Origin of the sequence: Peterkaempfera griseoplana (genome assembly GCF_001418575.1) — a bacterium.
GTDB classification, from domain to species: domain Bacteria; phylum Actinomycetota; class Actinomycetes; order Streptomycetales; family Streptomycetaceae; genus Peterkaempfera; species Peterkaempfera griseoplana.
In genome coordinates, this window is record NZ_LIQR01000421.1 from 1 (window position 1) to 17923 (window position 17923).

At 71.4% G+C, this 17923-nt stretch carries 12 protein-coding genes and 1 pseudogene; 6 read left to right on the forward strand and 7 right to left on the reverse strand.

The window, feature by feature from the left end; all coding sequences use genetic code 11:
* Positions 1-17: 17 nt before the first annotated feature.
* The 6 genes and pseudogenes from AOK09_RS42570 to AOK09_RS28395 all read left to right on the forward strand — a co-directional run.
* Positions 18-386 (forward strand): annotated as a pseudogene (locus AOK09_RS42570) (cytidylyltransferase domain-containing protein); the annotation flags it as partial.
* 435 nt (positions 387-821) lie between these two features.
* A complete protein-coding gene (locus tag AOK09_RS42575; RefSeq protein WP_055590109.1) occupies positions 822-1730 on the forward strand; it encodes an N-acetylneuraminate synthase family protein in 909 nt (302 codons plus the stop codon).
* A complete protein-coding gene (locus tag AOK09_RS28380; RefSeq protein ID WP_055590102.1) occupies positions 1727-2878 on the forward strand; it encodes a hypothetical protein in 1152 nt (383 codons plus the stop codon). The genes AOK09_RS42575 and AOK09_RS28380 overlap by 4 nt, the downstream gene beginning before the upstream one ends.
* Complete coding sequence (locus AOK09_RS28385) at positions 2878-3801, forward strand: ABC transporter permease (protein ID WP_055590103.1); 924 nt, start codon at positions 2878-2880, stop codon at positions 3799-3801. Before AOK09_RS28380 ends, AOK09_RS28385 begins: the two co-directional genes overlap by 1 nt.
* Positions 3802-3993: 192 nt before the next feature.
* Positions 3994-5061 carry an acyltransferase family protein gene (locus AOK09_RS28390; RefSeq protein WP_055590104.1) on the forward strand — a complete coding sequence of 356 codons (1068 nt, stop codon included), beginning with the start codon at positions 3994-3996 and terminating at the stop codon, positions 5059-5061.
* Between the two features lie 100 nt (positions 5062-5161).
* Complete coding sequence (locus AOK09_RS28395; RefSeq protein ID WP_079063501.1) at positions 5162-7462, forward strand: bifunctional glycosyltransferase/CDP-glycerol:glycerophosphate glycerophosphotransferase; 2301 nt, start codon at positions 5162-5164, stop codon at positions 7460-7462.
* 196 nt (positions 7463-7658) lie between these two features.
* Here the strand turns inward: AOK09_RS28395 and AOK09_RS28400 are convergent, their stop codons facing one another.
* The 7 genes from AOK09_RS28400 to AOK09_RS41430 form a co-directional block, all read right to left on the reverse strand.
* On the reverse strand, positions 7659-9197 hold the full coding sequence (locus AOK09_RS28400) for a glycosyltransferase family 39 protein (protein WP_055590105.1): 1539 nt from the start codon (positions 9195-9197) through the stop codon (positions 7659-7661).
* 167 nt (positions 9198-9364) lie between these two features.
* A complete protein-coding gene (locus tag AOK09_RS28405) occupies positions 9365-10597 on the reverse strand; it encodes a hypothetical protein (protein ID WP_055590106.1) in 1233 nt (410 codons plus the stop codon).
* Positions 10598-10792: 195 nt separating this feature from the next.
* Complete coding sequence (locus AOK09_RS28410; RefSeq protein WP_055590107.1) at positions 10793-11872, reverse strand: acyltransferase family protein; 1080 nt, start codon at positions 11870-11872, stop codon at positions 10793-10795.
* A 26-nt stretch (positions 11873-11898) separates the two neighbouring features.
* On the reverse strand, positions 11899-14103 hold the full coding sequence (locus tag AOK09_RS37090) for a glycosyltransferase family 4 protein (protein ID WP_063796097.1): 2205 nt from the start codon (positions 14101-14103) through the stop codon (positions 11899-11901).
* Positions 14100-15740, reverse strand: a complete 1641-nt coding sequence (locus tag AOK09_RS28420; RefSeq protein WP_245687513.1) for a stealth family protein — start codon at positions 15738-15740, stop codon at positions 14100-14102. Before AOK09_RS28420 ends, AOK09_RS37090 begins: the two co-directional genes overlap by 4 nt.
* Positions 15741-15812: 72 nt before the next feature.
* Positions 15813-17567 (reverse strand): stealth family protein, encoded by a 1755-nt coding sequence (locus AOK09_RS28425; protein ID WP_055590108.1) that lies wholly within the window; start codon positions 17565-17567, stop codon positions 15813-15815.
* A gap of 176 nt (positions 17568-17743) precedes the next feature.
* A partial coding sequence (locus AOK09_RS41430; protein ID WP_217698504.1) for a hypothetical protein occupies positions 17744-17923 on the reverse strand: 180 nt, incomplete at its 5' end.

Sequence of the window (17923 nt, forward strand, 5' to 3'; positions counted from 1 at the left end):
CCCCGGAGGCCCCTCGCATGACCGACCGGTCCACCCCGCGTGTCGTCGCCGTCGTCCCCGCCCGGGGCGGCTCCAAGGGCGTACCCGGCAAGAACCTCTCCGAGGTGTCCGGCGTCCCGCTGGTGGTCCGCGCCGTACGGGCCTGCCTGGCCGCGTCCGGGGTGGACGTGGTCGCGGTCTCCACCGACGACGACGCCATCGCCGCGGCCGCGGTGACCGCCGGCGCCGAGGTGGTGCGCCGCCCCGCCGCGCTGTCCGGGGACACCGCCTCCAGTGAGTCCGCGCTGCTGCACGCGCTGGACCAGCTGGCGGAGCGCCACGGCGGCCCGGCCGAGGTGGTGCTGATGGTGCAGTGCACCTCCCCGTTCGTCACCTCCGCCGAGCTCGACGGCCTGGTCGAGGCCGTCCTCGACCGGGGCGCGGACAGCGCCTTCACCGCCGCTCCGTTCCACGGCTTCCTGTGGCGGGCCGACGAGTCGGCCGAACCGACCTCCGACGGCCCGTACGGCGCCATCGGCGTCAACCACGACAACCGCTTCCGGCCGCGCCGGCAGGACCGTCCCGAGGACCTGCTGGAGACCGGCGCCGCCTACGCCATGCGCATCGAAGGCTTCCGTGCCGCCCGGCACCGCTTCTTCGGACGCATCGTCCCGGTGCGCACCGACCCGGCGCTGGTGCTGGAGATCGACGAGCCCGCCGACCTGGCCCGGGCCCGCGCCCTGGCCCCGGTCCTCGAACGGGCCGCCGCCCACCTGTCCCCTGTCCCCCACCCTGCCGCCTCCGCGGCACCGCACAGCCCTGTCGAAAGGAAACCCCTCCCCATGACCACCAACCGCACCCGCACCCTCGGCGACCGCCAGGTGGGCCCGGGCCGCCCCGTCTACGTGGTCGGCGAGATCGGGATCAACCACAACGGCGAGCTGGAGAACGCCCTCGCGCTCATCGACGCCGCCGCCGAGGCCGGCTGTGACGCCGTGAAGTTCCAGAAGCGCACCCCGGAGATCTGCACCCCGCGCGACCAGTGGGAGATCGAGCGCGACACCCCCTGGGGCCGGATGACCTACATCGACTACCGCCACCGGGTGGAGTTCGGTGAGGCCGAGTACGCCGCCATCGACGCCCACTGCCGCAAGCGGGGCATCGACTGGTTCGCCTCCCCGTGGGACGTCCCCTCGGTGGAGTTCCTGGAGAAGTTCGACCTCCCCGCCCACAAGGTCGCCTCCGCCTGCCTCACCGACGACGACCTGCTGCGCGCCCTGCGGGCCACCGGCCGCACCGTCATCATGTCCACCGGCATGTCGACGCCGCGTCAGATCCGCCACGCCGTCGAGGTCCTGGGCAGCGAGAACACCCTCCTGTGCCACACCACCTCGACCTACCCGGCGCCCGCCGACGAGCTCAACCTGCGGATGCTGCACACCCTGGAGCGGGAGTACCCCAACATCCCGATCGGCTACTCCGGCCACGAGATCGGCCTGCAGACCACCCTGGCCGCGGTCGCCCTCGGCGCCGTCTTCGTCGAGCGCCACATCACCCTGGACCGCGCCATGTGGGGCTCCGACCAGGCGGCCTCCGTCGAGCCGACCGGTCTGCAGCGTCTCGTCCGCGACATCCGCGTCATCGAGAGCGCGCTGGGTGACGGCGTCAAGAAGGTCTACGAGGGCGAGCTGGCCGCCATGAAGAAGCTGCGCCGCGTCCAGGGCGCCGCCGAGGAGGTCGTCCCCGCGTGACCCGTACCCTCGCCCTGGTCGAGAGTCCCGTCCAGCTGCTGAACGCGCTGGAGTGGGCGCACCGGTACGCGCAGGGGCCCGACCGGGGCGAGGGCGCCCCGCTCCCCGGCGCCCCGGCGGAGCACCCTGCCGACGTACCCGGCGACGACCCCCGGACGGCCGGAGCCGCGGCCATCCCCGCCCAGCGCGGCGGCGCCGCGGCGCCGTCCGCCCGGCTGTCGATCGCCGTACTGCAGCCGCAGGACCCGGTGACCCGGGCCCAGCTGGCGGCCCTGGCCGAGCTGGCCACCGCCGAGGGCATCCGGGTGGCGGTCTACGACCCGCGCGGCGGGCCGCGCGGCCGGGCCCGCTCGCTGGCGGCCCTGGCACCGCGGGTGGCGCTGGCTCCGCGGCTGCTGATCGGCGACGCCTTCTCCGGGCTGATCCAGGCCCTGCTGCCGCTCTCCCGCGCGGACCAGCTGGTGGTGGTGGACGACGGCACCGCCACGGTGGAGCTGGTGGACCTGCTGGAGTCCGGCCGGCCGTTGGTCCGCTGGCACCGCGGAGGCAAGGGGTCCGCCTCGGCGGCCCGTGCCGCCCGCCGGCTGGCGTCGCTCCCGCCCCGCCGGCTGGAGCTGTTCACCTCGCTGCCGGTGGGGCCGCCGTCCGGCGCCCTGGGCACCGCCAACCTCTACTCCTGGACGCGGGCCCGCTTCGGTCCGCCCAGGGTGCTGCCCGGCGCCGACCTGCTGGGCAGCTCCCTGGTGGAGACCGGGATCGTCACCCCGGAGCGCTATCTGCGGACGGTGTCCCAGCTGGCGGCCGACCACGGTGTCCGCCGCTACTTCGCCCACCGCCGTGAGCACCCCGAGAAGCTCACCCGGATCGCCGCCGCCACCGGCGCCGAGATCGTCCGCCCCCGGTTCCCGCTGGAGATCGAGGCGCGCCGTGGCCCGGTCTCCGCGACCCTGCTGTCGTTCCCGTCCACGGTGGTCCACACGCTTCCGCTGGTGCTGGACGGCACCGGGGTGCGGGTGAAGATCTGCGCGGTGGACGCCGACTGGCTCACCCCCGGCGCCTCGGCCCGCTCGCTGAGCTTCCTCACCGATGTCTCCACCTCCGCCCGCAGCCGCCACGGCCTTGAGATGATCTCCCCGGTGACCGCCTGATGATCGAAGCCCCCGTCGCCACCGCCACCGCGCCCTCCCCGGGCGGCGCATCCGGCGACACCCCCACCGCCCAGCAGCTGGCCGTCCGGTACGGGCTGGTCAGACCGGGCGCCCGCCCCCCGCTGCGCAGCTACCCGGGGCTGCTCTGGGGGCGGCGGCACTTCGTGCTGGCCTACACCCAGGCCCGGCTGCTCACCATGTACGCGGGAGCCCGGCTGGGGCAGCTGTGGAAGCTGCTGACCCCGATCCTCAACATCGCGGTCTACTACCTGATCTTCGGTGTCCTGCTGAAGCAGAAGCACAACACCGGGACCGGCAACTACATCTCCTTCCTCTGCATCGGCATCTTCGTCTTCACCTACACCCGGGAGTCGGTGACCACGGGCGGCAAGTCGGTCGCCGACCGGCTGGACCTGATCCGCGCCGTGCAGTTCCCCCGGGCCTGCCTGCCGCTGGCGGCGGTGCTGGTGCAGCTGGAGCAGCTGGTGATGTCGCTGCTGGTGGTCGCGGTGATCGTGCTGGGCACGGGTGAGCCGCTGACCGCCCACTGGCTGCTGGTGCTGCCGGCGCTCGCGGTGCAGACGCTCTTCAACACGGGGCTGGCGATGATCCTGGCCCGGGTGGTGGCCACCGTGCGCGACCTGGGCGAGGTGATCCCGTTCGTGATGCGCACCTGGATGTACACCTGCGGCGTGATGTACAGCATCGACAAGGTCACCGCGCATGCGCCGAAGTTCGTGGCGACGGCGCTGAAGCTTAACCCCGGCGCCGTCTACATCGAGCTGGTCCGCGGTGCACTGCTGAAGAGCTATCCGTCCCCGGCGCTCTGGACCTGGGGGGTCGCCGGCGGCTGGGCCGGCGCCTCCCTGCTGGTGGGCTTCGTCTGGTTCTGGAAGGCGGAGGACCGCTACGGGCGGGGCTGAGCGCCCTTCCCGGACACGGGTCCGTGCGTCCTGTCGGGCGCACGGGCCCGTGTCGCTTTTCCGCGCGGGCGCAGGGGCGTCCTGCGGGGCCGCGGCGGAGGCCCCGCATGGCCGTTCGTGGTCCCCGCTAGAGTGGCCGCCCAACGGGCTCGAACGCCCGTCCAGCCGCTCACCACCAGCCGCAGGAGACCGATGTCCGCCGGTACAGCGCCGCAGGAGACCTCACGCCACGCACGGCAGAGGCCTGCCCCCAGCAGTGGGGGCGGAGGCCGGGACCACTATTTCGACAACGCGAAGCTGCTGCTGATGGTGGTCGTGGTCTTCGGGCACTCGCTCGCGCTGGCCTCGGGTACCCGGGCGGTGCAGACCGTCTACATGACGGTGTACGCCTTCCACATGCCGGCGTTCCTGATCATCTCCGGCTACTTCTCACGGTCCTTCGACGGTGCGCCCCGCCGGGTGCAGCGGCTGGTGGCCGCGATGCTGGTGCCGTACGTGGTGTTCCAGACCGTCTACAGCGCTCTGCAGAACCGCATCGGCGGCCACCCCTGGGCCTGGAACCTGCTCGACCCCACGTACATGCTGTGGTTCCTGCCCGCGCTGTTCCTGTGGCGGCTGTCGACCCCGGTCTGGCAGCGGCTGCGCTGGCCGGTCGCCACCGCCGTGCTGCTCTCCCTGGTGTGCGGCCTGGAGAAGGCGCCGTTCTTCCTGGCCGTGATCAAGGTGCTGACGATGGCACCGTTCTTCGTGCTGGGGCTGCGGCTGCGCCGTGAGCACTTCGCGGTGCTGCAGCGGATCCCGGTGCGGATCGCCTCGGTGCTGCTCTTCGCCGCCACCGCAGTGGCGTTCTGGCTGCTGCACGACCGGGTGGACCGCAACTGGGTGCTCTGGTCCGACTCCTACCACCAGCTGGGCACCGGCGCCCTCGTCGGGGCCGCGGCCCGGCTGGGGATGATCGTGCTCGGGGTGGCGCTCAGCGCGGCGTTCTTCTCGCTGGTCCCGGTCGGCCGGACCTTCTTCACCAAGCTCGGGGCGGCGACCATGTCCGTCTTCCTGCTGCACGGCTTTGTGTTCATGCCGTTCTGGGCCCGGCCGCACTGGGCGGGGCTGCAGTTGCGCGGCAGCGTCGCGCTGCTGCTGCTGGCCGCGCTGGCGGTGGTGCTGACCCTGCTGCTGAGCCTGCCGTGGGTCAACAAGGTCACCCGGCCGCTCACCGAGCCGCGGTGCGACTGGCTCTTCCGGAAGACCACGGAGTCCTGAGCGACCGCTTCATGTCACTCGACCTGATGAACAGTGGCAGAACCCACAACCAACCTGACGAGAGTTGCATATAAACATACGGTCCCCGTACCTTGGCCGCGTGTCCAACCCGCGCATCAGCATCATCGTGCCCATATACCAGGTGCAGGGGTACCTCCGTGAGTGCCTGGACTCGATCCTGGAGCAGTCGTACGCCGACTTCGAGATCATCGGCGTCAACGACTGCTCCCCGGACGCCTGCGGAGATATACTTGACGAGTACGCGTCACGAGATGAGCGGGTAAAGGCCCTGCACCTGCCTGAGAACGTCGGCCTCGGCCGGGCGCGCAACGCAGGCATGAAGCAGGCCACCGGCGACTACCTCTTCTTCCTGGACAGCGACGACACGCTGACCCCGGGCTCCCTGAAGCAGATCGCCGACCGGCTGGACGCCACCGACGACCCGGACGTGCTGATCTTCGACTACGCCCGCACCTTCTGGTGGGGCAAGGCGCAGCGCAACATCCTGGCGTCGGTCTTCCAGAAGTCCGGGCCCGACGTCTTCACCGCCAAGGAGCGGCCCGAGTTCCTCAAGCTGATCATGGTGGTCTGGAACAAGGTCTACCGGCGCGGCTTCGTCGACCGGCACGGCTTCCAGTTCCCGCCGGGCTACTACGAGGACACCCCCTGGACCTTCCCGGTCCTGATGTCCGCCGAGCGGATCGCCGCCCTGGACGCGGTGGTGGTGCACTACCGGCAGCGCCGCCAGGGCAACATCCTGCGCACGGTCAGCCGCAAGCACTTCGACATCTTCGACCAGTACGAGCGGGTCTTCACCTTCATCGACGCCAACCCCGAGCTGGCCGAGTGGAAGCCGTGGCTCTTCGGCCACATGATCGACCACTTCATCGCCATCCTGGCGAAGGACAACCGGGTCCCCGACTCGGCGCGGGCCGAGTTCTTCGAGCAGGCCAGCCGCCACTACCGGCAGTACGCGCCGGCCGACTACGTCCGCCCCCAGGGACTCCAGGGCCTCAAGCACAACCTGATAGCCCGCGGCGCCTACCCGGTCTTCCAGACCCTCAAGGTCGCCAACAAGGGCCGCAAGCGCCTGCGCACCACGGTGCGCAAGGCCAGGAACAAGGTCGAGAAGCGCCAGCTGCAGCAGTTCTACGAGACCCAGCTGAAGCGCCCGGTCGACGAGAACCTCGCGGTGTACGCGTCGTACTGGGGCCGCGGCTACGTCTGCAACCCGGCCGCGGTCTACGCCAAGGCCAAGGAGATCGCCCCGCACATCCACGGCGTGGTGGTCGCCAAGGAGAACGAGGTGCACACCCTCCCTCCGGGCACCGACTACATCGTCCCCGGTACCCGGCGCTACTGGGAGGTGATGGCCCGCGCCAAGTACTTCTTCAACAACGTCAACTTCGAGGACATGCTGATCAAGCGCGAGGGCACGGTCCACGTCCAGACGCAGCACGGCACCCCGGTGAAGCACATGGGCATCGACATGCTCAACTACCCGGCGGCGGCCAAGGGCATGAGCTTCGGCAAGCTGCTTCAGCGCTCCGACCGCTGGGACTACTGCCTCTCCTCCAACCGGCACTCCACCGAGATCTGGGAGCGGGCCTACCCCTGCTCCTTCAAGGGCCTGGAGTCCGGCTATCCGCGCAACGACCGCTTCTACACCTCCACCGCCGAGGACGTGCGGCGGATCCGCGAGGAGCTGGGCATCGAGCCCGGCAAGATCGCGATCCTGTACGCGCCCACCCACCGCGACTACAACAAGGTCTTCGTGCCGCAGCTGGACTTCGCCAAGCTGTGCGAGGACCTGGGTGACGACTACGTCCTGCTGCTGCGCGGCCACCACTTCTACTCCGGCTCCACCGAGCTGGAGAAGCTCAAGGCGGCCCCGAACCTGATCGACGTGACCGGCCACACCTCCTCGGAGGACCTGCAGCTGGCCGCGGACGTGCTGATCACGGACTACTCGTCGATCATGTTCGACTACGCCAACCTGGACCGCCCGATCCTGGTCTACGCGGACGACTGGGAGATCTACGCGGCCTCCCGCGGCGTCTACTTCGACCTGATGGAGGACCGTCCGGGCCATGTCGCCCGCAGCCAGCAGCAGCTGCTGGACCTCTTCACGAGCGGCGCCTGGCGGGACGAGCTCTCCGCGGGCTGGCGGGAGACCTTCCGCCGGCGGTTCTGCCAGTTCGACGACGGCCAGGCGGCGGAGCGCGTCGTACGCCACGTCATGCTCGGCGAGCCGGTGAACACCCCGGCGGTGATCCCGCTGGACGAGCGCACCCCGGCGCCCACGCCGCAGGAGGCCTACGGCCGCAACACGACCGCGCGCACCACGGTGCCCAAGCCCGCGACGGGTGAGCCCAGCGGCACCCCGATCAGGGTCAACTGACCCAGCGGCACCCGGGAGGGACGGAGACTTCTCCGTCCCTCCCTTCGCATCTCCGGACCGGGCCGCGGCCGGCGTTCCCGCCCGCCGGGCGGGGGCGGCATGCCCGACCGGCCGTCACCGGACGCGTCCTGGGGGCGCGGCAGCCGGCACTCCGCCGCGGCGACCGGCCGCGGCCGACCGCAGCCGCGCCCGGCGGTCAGTGCCTGCGCACGTACAGGCGCACTTCCAGCCCGTGCACCCGGACGCTGCTCACCGCGGTGAAGTACCGCTTCAGGACGTCCTGCTCATTGAGCGCGCCGCCCTCGCCGGCCCGGACCCGCAGCCTGCCACGGCCCACCACCCAGATGCGGTCGGCCGCGAGCATCGCCTCCCGGGTGGCCGGCTTGCTACGGTCGGTGCCCCGCAGGTTGGCGGCCTGGACCGGAGTCCGCTCCAGGGCGATGTCGTCCACGCCCCTGAACGCGTCCGGGTAACCCAGCCGCACCGCGCGGTACTTGGACGGCATGAAGACCACCGCGTCCCCCGGCCTGGCGCCCTTGCGGATCACCCGGGCGGCGCCCGCCAGATTGTCCGACCTGGAGAGGACGTCGCGCTCGGCGCGCTGCTGCGGCAGCTGCGGGACCAGCACCGCCGCCACCACGGCCGCACCGAGCACCCACGGCAGCACGGCCGCCGCCCGGCGCATCGGCGGACGCGTCCGGACCGCGGACGTGATCCGCTCCAGCCCGGCGGCGGCCAGCAGCGGCACCCCCGCGACCGCGAAGAGCACATAGCGCTCGTGGTACATCGGCTGCCGCAGCGAGACCAGCAGCAGCACGGCCGGCGGCAGCACCGTCAGCGGCGCCGCCACCGCGGCAGCGGTCAGCCGGCCGCCGTCCCGCCAGGGCGTCGTCAGGCCCGCCGCCACCAGGATCCCCAGCAGCACCAGCACCCCGGTGACCGGTCCCGCCAGCAGCCGGAGCAGCGCCCACACGGTGCCCCAGTCCGGTCGCTGCAACCATCCGACCTGCGCCGACTGGCTGCGGGAGACCAGGGCCAGCGGGCCCAGCAGCACCCCGCAGACCACCGCGCAGACCGCCCAGCGGCGCCACACCCGGCCCGGCACCCGGCCCAGCAGCAGCGAGGCGGCATGGGCGAGCAGGGCCAGTACGGCGAACTCGTGGAGCAGCGCCGCACACACCGCCGCCGCCGTGTACCCCGCCCACCAGCGGCGGGCCCCGGGGGCCTCCACCGCCCGCACCAGACACCAGGTCGCCAGCAGCACGGCGGCGCACACCAGGGCGTAGGAGCGGCCCTCCTGGGCGTAGAAGGAGACGAAGGGGACCGCAGCGAAGACGAGCCCCGCGAAGAGCCCCGCCCTAGGGCGCAGCAGCCGGGCGCCCAGTGCGGCGACCAGCCCGGCGGACGCGCCCGCCGCCAGCACCGACGGCACCCGCATCCACACCTCGCCGCCGACCGGCAGCATCCAGAAGTGCATCAGCAGGTAGTAGACGGCGTGCACGGCGTCCACGTGGTGCACCAGGGCCAGGATCTGCGGCACCGTCCGCTGCGAGGCGTCGAAGGTCGCCTCCTCGTCCTGCCACATGGACCCGCGGTCCAGCCCCCAGAAGCCCACCGCCAGCATCACCGCGACCGGGACGGCGACCGCGGCCCGGGCAGCCCTCCGGGGCCGCCGCGGGGCCGCCGGGGCGGGGTCGGCGGTGGTGGGGCCGGCGAGTGCGGCCGAGGCGTCCATGGGCATCCTGAGGTTTTCTGTGCGGTTCGGGGGTTCCACCAGATCCTAGAGATCCCTTGCCGCCGGTCGCGCACGGGGCCGCCGACGGGCCGTCAGTTCGGCGCCGTGGCCCGCTGCGTCCTCGGCAGCGGCCCTGTTCCGGGACGCCGCATGCCTGGCAGGGAGTCTCAGGGGGAGTGCGTCCAGACCAGGGCGAGGTGGCCGCCGTACAGCGCCGAGAGCAGGGCCGAGGAGCCCAGGACGGTGGCGGCGCGGGCCTTGCTCGTGCGGGCGATTCCGAGCGCCACCGGCAGCAGCAGCGGGAACGCGGGGATCAGAAACCGCGACTTCGCGTGGAAGTAGCCGGCACCGGCGAGGGTGACGACCAGGGTCACCGCCGTGTAGGTGAGCAACGGCGCCGGAACCCGGTCGAGGGCACAGAGCACCAGAAGCACCACGGACAACGCCAGAGTGGCCGTGATCTCCACGTACACCAGACCGGCGTTCTGCGGTCCGGTGAAGACGTCGACCACGTGCTGGAGGGTGTAGGAGCCCCCGTCGACGGTGGAGCCCCACTCCTTCTGCACCAGGAAGTAGCCGTCCCACCGGTGCAGTCGGACGCCGACCCAGCCGACGTACGCAAGCCAGCCCAGCGGGGCGAGCGCCGCGCCCGCCAGGACACGCCAGGACGCCTCCGCGGACGGCGTATCCGCGGCCCCTGCCCGGCGGCGCTGCTGCCACAGCGCCGTCGCGGCCGCAAGGACGACCGCGGCGGCCGGCGCGAAGCCTGTGGGCCGGGTCAGCCCCGCCAGCAGGCTCAGGACGCCGGCGGAGACCCAGCACCGCTTCAGCACCGAGTGGAGCGACCAGGCGACGAGGGCGGTGAAGACCGGCTCGGTGTAGGCCATCGACTCGGTCAGCGCGTGCGGGGTGACACCCCAGAGCATCGCGAGGACCACTCCGGTTCTGCGGTCGTGCAGTGTCCGCCCCACCGCGAAGATGCCCCAGGCGGCCGCGAGTGAGCACACCCAGGAGATCAGCAGGCCCGCCGCGGCGGCGGAGAGCGGTGAGACGTGGGACACCGCCCAGATCAGTCCGGGGTAGAGCGGGAAGAACGCCAGGTTGCTCAGTGCCTGGCCGCCGGCTCCGGGTGGCGGGATCTCCGCGTCGTACCCGTGCTGGACGATGCCGAGGTACCAGAGCGAGTCCCAGCGGTGCCCCAGGAGCACGGACAGGTCCTCGCCCCGCTCTGCGGCCCACCACGCGAGTACGGCGACACCGGTCAACCGCACCGCGGCGTATCCCAGCAGCGCCGGCGCAGCCGCCCGGAGCGCCACGCCCACTCCGGGAAGCGCCGGGCCCGCTCCGACCGGTTCGGCCCCGGAGGCGGACGACGGGGAGGGGGCGGAGTCCATGCTCATGCGCAGTTCATACCTCAGGGAGTTCGGCGGGAGGCGCCCGGGGCCGGCGCACACGCCGTCGCTCCCGCACATCCCACCAGGTGGTCGCGAGCCTGCCGTCCGGGGCCGTCACCCGGGCAGGCCCGCCGACGCCACGGCCGCACCGCACCAGGCAGTGCGGCCGTACCGCCGAGTGGCGCTGCGGTACGCCCCGGGTCAGCCCGTCTTGAACGCCCAGCGCATCTCGGGCTCGACGGCCCAGCGCAGTACCCGGCGGACCGGGGCTGTGGCGCAGAGCAGGGCGACCACGACTCCCAGGGCGCTCAGCAGCAGATATCCGGGCCAGGTCGACCAGAGGTGCAGTTTGTAGCCGCCCCACCCCAGTACGGCCTGCACCAGGAAGCCGTGCAGCAGATAGGTGTACTGGGAGCCTGCGCCCAGCGAGGTGAGGCGGTTCTCACGACGGGGCACCAGCGCCAGGAAGGCGGCGCTGAGGACCAGTCCCACCAGGGCGACGACCAGGGTGACGCCCATCCAGTGCAGCAGGCTCACATGCAGGTGCTCGTGTCCCGAGCGGTGGTAGAGCCACTCGCTGCTGCGGAGGCGGGGTGCCAGCCAGTAGCAGCCGGCGAACGCCAGGACGAAGATCGGGACCGCCGCCCGGCGCAGCGCCCTGGAGTCACGCAGCTGCTGCAGCCGCTCGGCCGGGACGGTGAGCCCCAGCACGAAGAACGGCAGGAACTGCAGGACCTGCCCGAGGACCAGGTCGCCCGAGGGCTCGGTCGCGCCGACCGCCAGCATCGCCGCCGTCGCCACCACCACGGGATACCTGACGATCCGCCAGATCGGGGCGGTGGCCCGCCACACGAACAGCGCGACCAGGAACCAGGTGAGGTACCAGGGCCGGAGCAGCTGCATCGGCTCCCAGTGCGTCCGGTAGTTGCGCTGGAGCGTGTAGGCGGTCGCGAAGATCAGATAGGGCACCACGGTGCTGGTCAGCAGCCTGCGCAGCCGCGCGGGGTGGGATGCGTTCTCCGCGAACGACCTGGAGAACCAGCCGCAGATCATGATGAAGAGCGGCATGTGGAAGAGGTACACCAGGAGATAGGCGGCACGCAGCCCCCGGTAGTGCTCCGCGTCCCCGACCAGGGGTCCCCAGCTGTGGCCCCACACCACGAGGATCACGGCCAGCAGTTTCGCGTTGTCGAAGAAGGGGTCACGGGCCCGTGCCGCGCCACGCGGCACATCTGTCCGGGGAGGCTGCGAGACGGCGGCGGCCGGCGCGGTGGACGACACTCTGGTGCTCCTGGAGATGAAGGCGGTCAGGCCCGGTCGACGACGTTCAGGGAGATCTCGTTGGTCTGGGCGACATAGGGGCGGATCCGCACCGTGCCGCCGGGGACGTCATGGGCCAGCTCCGGGGGCGTGTCATCGACCCATCCGAGGCTCGGGTACACCTGGAGGCCCTTGAGGTCCGCCATGTCGGTGAGCACCCTGGCGAGCCTGGCCTCGCCCGGCACGTCGGCCCGGCCGACCCACAGGTCCCAGTCCTCGTGCTTGCTCAGACGTGACTCCACCAGCTGCTCCACGGGGAGCAGAAAGCGGAAGTCGTCCCCGCCCGAGCTGCTGCCCTGGAAGCGGAACTCCAGGTCCTGGTCGCCACGGCTGCGCACGGTGAGGACCGGCTGCTGCTCTCCGAAGAGTTCCGCCACCAGCCGCCCTTCGACACGCAACCCTTCGTCGCAGACCTGGATGGCGGTCACCTCCGCGTGCCGGTCCCGCACCCAGGCCCGGACGGCGAGAAAGCCGTCGAGGGTCGCGTACGGCACATGCCTGCGCACCGGGAGTTCCGAGATCCGCTCCTCGATCGAGACCAGTTCACGCAGATCGCGGATCCCCGCGCGCAGCCGGTGGAGCTTGCCCCCGGTCTCCACGAAGAGGTCCCAGCGGCCTTCGTAGAGCTTGTCCGCGGCGACCGGCAGCAGCGCCTGGAACCGCCCGCGCCCGTCGGCGCGGAGGGCCGCGCGGACCTTGGCCTTGCGGTTGGTGCGCTCCCGGCAGACCAGCTTCGCCTCGTCGTCCTCGAAGCCGGGCCAGTCGACCGTGACGGTGACGGCGCCGGAGCGGTCGGCCACGCAGCCGCCCACCGGGGCACCCTGGCCGGGTACGGCCCGGGGCGAGGTGGCGGGCACGGCGGGGGGCGTCCCCAGGCCGACCCTGGAGCCCGCGGCGCGCACCGCGCGGCCGAAGAGTTTGCGGACGCCTCCCGGAGCGGCCGGGGAGGCGGCGTGCGACGCCGCCGCCGCGGTGGCCGCGGCCACCACGGAACCGGTCGGCCGCCGGGTCGCAGGGGTGCGACGGGCGCCGGACAGGGGCAGTTCCCGTTCCGCGCAGATCTCGGCGATCAGCGCCTCGTACTGGCGGGCCACCACGTCGGGGTCGAAGCGGCGGGAGTTCTCCAGTGCCGCGCGTCCCATCCGGCGGCGCTTGTCCTCGTCCCGGATGAGCTCCAGCAGCCCTGCCGCGAAGCCTTCGATGTCGCCCACCGGCACCAGCAGGCCGTCCTCACCGTGCCTGAGGATCTCCGGCGGCCCGTCCGGGCACGCGGTGCTGACCACCGGTACGCCGCAGCGCATGGCCTCGACCAGGGTCATGCCGAAGGGTTCGAAGTCGGAGGCGACGGCGGCGATGGAGCCCTTGACCCACTCCGCCTCCATGGGGGAGACGCTTCCCATCAGGGTGACGCTGTTGTAGATGCCGAGGCTCTGGATCAGGCCGGTCAGCGCGCCCCGCTCGGTACCGGAGCCGTAGATCCGCAGCTTCCAGTCCGGGGCCTCCCGCAGGACCCTGGCGAAGGCGTGGATGAGCAGGTCGTAGCGCTTCCAGTCGATCAGCCGGCCGGCTGCGACCACGGTCCTGCCCGAGCAGTCCGCCGGGGTGATCCTCGGCACGGGCACGCCGTTGGGGATGCACAGCACCCGCAGCCCGGAGACCGGGGTGGTGGTGCGGAAGGACTCGGCGTCGGCCTCGGTCACCGTCACCGCCGCATCGATCCGCTTGTAGAGGCGCGCGATCGCGGCACGGGTACCGGCCGGCACCGCCGTGTGCGACATGTGCTCCTGCGCCAGCCGGACCGCCGAGTCGGGTGCGTACTCGGCGACCAGCAGGGCGAGGCTCGGCCTGGTGCCGATCACCACATCGGCGTCGGTGCCGCGCAGGTACTCGACGATGCGCTGGTCCGACAGGGCGTTGTACTGGAGGAAGAACTCCTCCGACGGCGGCACCAGCCGGCTGCGCTCCGCGTACAGCGGGTTGTCGCGGTCGAGCCCGTCGGGCTCGGGACGCATGTCGATCAGCGGCGTCACCCGCACCTGGGGGGAGATGTCGAACAGCGAGGTCTCCAGCCGGCGGTAGACCGAGACGATCTCCACCTCGTGCCTGACCGACAGGGCCTCGGCGAGGTTGATCACCGTACGGACGGTGCCGCCGATGCCGTAGATGTTGTGGACCAGGAAGGCGATCTTCACGCGTCACCCGCCGGGGCCTTCTCGTACGGGCTGGGCACCGGGAAGTACGCCTCCAGGAAGTCCGCCAGCAGCTCGTTCTGCTCCGAGACGTCGTCGTCCTCGGCGAAGGTGTCGTTGATGCAGAAGGTGTCGCGGTCCCGGCGCTGCAGCAGCCGTGCCAGCCGCCCGGGAAGGTCCTTCGCCGCCAGCGCCACATAGCTGAACCGCATGGTGGTGGAGACCGCACGGCCGGTGAAGTACCCGTAGTAGTGGACCATGTTGGAGGCGATGTTGTGGTCGCTGAGGCTGCGGAAACGGGCAGCGGCGGTCCCCCGGAAGGCCTCGGGGAACTCCCGCTCCATGTCCTCCAGCACACTGCGCCGCATCGCATACGGGGCGTGCTCCATCACCTGGGTGATGGAGCGTCCGAAGCGGTCCAGGAAGAGCCGCCGGTTGTTCTTGGTCGCGACGTCGACCGGGGTGTCCAGCGGGCTGATCTCCCCCTGCGGAACCCGCCCGCGCGCGGGGAAGTAGCGCGCGGTGCCGTTGGTCATGAAGAACAGCTGCGGTCCGACCGGGCGGCCGATGAACATGTCGTCGTTGAAGTAGACGAAGTGCTCGGCGAGGCCGTCGATGTGGTGCAGCTGGCTCTCGATCGCGTGGGAGTTGAAGGTCGGCAGCACCCCGGGATCGCTGAAGATCTCCTTGTGGCTGACCACCCGCAGGCCCGGCACGCCGGTGTCCAGCCACTCCGGCACCTGGTCGTCCGAGACGATGTAGATGTTGCGCACCCAGGGCGCGTTCATGTGCAGGGACCGCAGCGAGTAGCGGAGCTCGTCACGGCTCACGTAGCGGGACAGCGACGCCGACTCGGCGTGGTAGACCTCGCCGGAGGCTTCGGCCCGGCGGCGCTGCCACGCGGGGTCGCTGCCGTCCACCCAGGTGTAGACGACGTCGACGGGGAAGTCGACGTCGTCGAAGAGCGGGATGGTGAACTCCTCCCGGGTGCGCACCTTCGGCAGGGCGCCGGCGATACGCGGCGCCGCCCGGGTGAAGAGGTGTCCGGGCGCCTCGACGGGCTCACCCCCGGCCGGGATCAGACGCGCGACGCGGTTCGCCCGGGGCGCCGACAGCTGCTCGGGAAGGTCGAGCGGGAGCTCCTCGGCGTCCTCGTCGGCCTCCGGCCGCTCGGCTGTCGACCAGAACTCGATGTCGCAGCCGTACCCGGGCCCGCAGACCAGCGACCGGGTGGGCTCCGTGTGGTACCAGACAGCCCGGATGACGTCCGCCTCGGCCAGCTTGGCCCAGGTCTTGGGATCGTCGCCGCGGGCCGGACCGGCCGGGGTCTTCGGAGCGGGCTGGACGGCGTGGACGTAGCCGGGCCGGCGGCCGCACAGCTCGGTCAGCGCGGCGGCCACTCGCTCGCGGTCGTCCTCGTGGACACCGACGGCCGTGGAGAGGTCGTCGAAGCCCCGCACCGTGAACCAGTCGACGCCCGCAGCGTCCAGCGCTCCGGTCACGGCGGCGAAGTTCTCCCAGCGGGCCTGCAGCGGCGTCAGACCGGGGTGGATGTAACCCGTCACCGGATGCAGCCGGTGGGTCAGCTCGCAGCGCTCCGGTTCCACTGTGGCCGGCAGCGCGTCATGGACGTCAGTCACGTTCTCTTCCATCGGTGTGAAGCGCCCGCGGTCCGCTCCGAGGAGCGGACCGCGGCATGGGGACAGTCGGTCTCAGTGCTTCTCGAAGCGGCTGGGCAGGGGGAAGTACTGTTCCAGGAACGGTCCCAGCAGTGCGAGCTGCCCCTCGAGGTCCAGTTCTGTGGAGATGGTGTCGTTGAGGCAGAAGGCGTGCCTGTCGCGCCCTGCCAGCAGCCGCCCCAGCCGGTCCGGGGTGTCCGGCAGGGCCAGGTCCACATAGGTGTAGCGGATGTTGCCGGGGACGGCCCGGCCGGTGTGGAAGGCGTAGTAGTGGTGCAGTGAGGAGGCGATGGAGAGGTCGTCCAGGCTGCGGAAGCGGTTGCCCATGGTGATGCGGTGGCGCTCGGCGAACTCCTCCTCGATCTCCTGGAGGACGCTGCGCCGCAGCGGATAGGCGACGTGCTTCATCTTCTGGGTGATGATCGTGCCGAAACGGCTCTCGATCAGCTGCCGGTTGTTCTTCCCCGCGACCGACACCGGTACGTCGTCCTCGGATATGTCCCCCTGCGGCACATTCGCCGGGCTCTGGAAGAACTTGGTGAGCCCGTTGGCGTGGAAGAAGTCCTGCGGGATCACCTCCCGGCCGAGGAACATGTCGTCGTTGAAGTAGAGGAAGTGCTCCGCCAGGCCTTCGATGTGGTGCAGCTGACTCTCGATCGCATGCGAATTGAAGGTGGGCAGCACACTGGGATCGCTGAAGATCTCCTTGTGGCTGACCACCCGCAGACCCGGCACCTCGGTGTCCAGCCAGTGCGGCACCTGGTCGTCGGTCACCAGGTAGATGTTCCTGACCCAGGGGGCGTGCATCCGCAGCGAGCGCAGCGAGTACTTGAGCTCGTCGCGGCTGAGGTAGCGGGCGGCGTTGGCCGCCTCGGCGTGGTAGGCCTCACCGGCCGCCTGGGCGCGGCGGCGCAGCCACTCGGGGTCGGAGCCGTCGACCCAGGTGTAGACGACGTCGATGGGGAAGTCGATGTCGTCCGGGCGCGGTGCGGTGAACTCGGTGCGGGTGCGCACCGGGGGCAGCGGGTCGCGGCCGGCCGGGGCGAGGCGGGTGAAGAGGCTGTCGGAGGCCTCGACCGGCTCGCCCTCCACGGGTATGACGTCACTGACCCGGTTGCGGCGCGGGGCGGTGAGCAGACCGGGGGTCTCCTCGGTCCAGAACTCCACGTCGCAGCCGTAGGGGACGCCGAGCACCAGCCGGGCGCCGGGGTCGGTGTGGTACCACGTCAGCCTGACCACCGGGGCGGTGGCGGCGCGCCGCCAGACGCCGGAGGTCCAGCCGGGTTCGCAGAAGCGGGGCTCCCGGGTCTCCCCAGCCGGGATGGGTGTCACATAGCCGGGGGTGTTCCCGCAGAGGCGGGCCAGGGCGCGCAGCGCCCGGTGGCGGTCGCGGTCGGCGACGCCCACGGTGGCGGCGCGGTCGAAGAGCCCCCGGACGCAGAAGTAGTCGACACCCGCCTCCTCCAGCGCGTGCACCACGGCGTCGAGGTTCTCCCGGCGGGCCAGCAGCGGGGTGAGGTCCCGGTGGACGAAGGCGGCGCGGGGCTGGTGGCCGACGGTGACGGCCCGCCGGTCGGGGCCGGTGAAGAGGTCGGGGCGGCGGCGTGCGGCGCGGCGCACCCGGATCCGGTCCACCTGCTCGGGGACGACGGTGACCTCGGAGATGCGCTTCTTGACCTGGCTGCGCACCTCCGGCGTGATGTGCTGTGAGATGCGGTACCGGGTGCGCTCCGGCAGCACCTTGCGATAGGCCGAGACGATCCGTGACGCCTCCGGGTTGCCGCTCATACCCGTCCCCCCCGACTACCCGCCGAGCACCCGTTCCGACCGACTCTGGGTCTGCCCCCGGGAGCCTCTGCGTGCACGATCCACCAATCCCTGTACCTGTACCGACAGCCATCGCGAGGCAAAGGTTGTCCTCCCGATCGCATCCGGGCTAGCTCGCGCGAAAGATCACATCGAGTTCACCAAGTCTTCATACTAATGGCCGAACGGATCAGGTCCAGACCTTGTCCCTTTGGTCCGGAATTGCATTCCTGCGCATCAGCGATGCTTCTTGTATCACAGCTGATCGGATGCCAACCAAGGCCGGCGAGTACCATCTCGCCAGTGGAGACCACCCGCACCGTCCCAGCCCCCGCCCC

Coding starts and splice junctions, on each gene's coding strand:
- AOK09_RS42575 (WP_055590109.1), top strand. CDS start 822: ATGACCACCAACCGCACCCGCACCCTCGGCGACCGCCAGGTGGGCCCG.
- AOK09_RS28400 (WP_055590105.1), bottom strand. CDS start 9,197: ATGGACGCCTCGGCCGCACTCGCCGGCCCCACCACCGCCGACCCCGCC.
- AOK09_RS28390 (WP_055590104.1), top strand. CDS start 3,994: ATGTCCGCCGGTACAGCGCCGCAGGAGACCTCACGCCACGCACGGCAG.
- AOK09_RS28385 (WP_055590103.1), top strand. CDS start 2,878: ATGATCGAAGCCCCCGTCGCCACCGCCACCGCGCCCTCCCCGGGCGGC.
- AOK09_RS28405 (WP_055590106.1), bottom strand. CDS start 10,597: ATGAGCATGGACTCCGCCCCCTCCCCGTCGTCCGCCTCCGGGGCCGAA.
- AOK09_RS28425 (WP_055590108.1), bottom strand. CDS start 17,567: ATGAGCGGCAACCCGGAGGCGTCACGGATCGTCTCGGCCTATCGCAAG.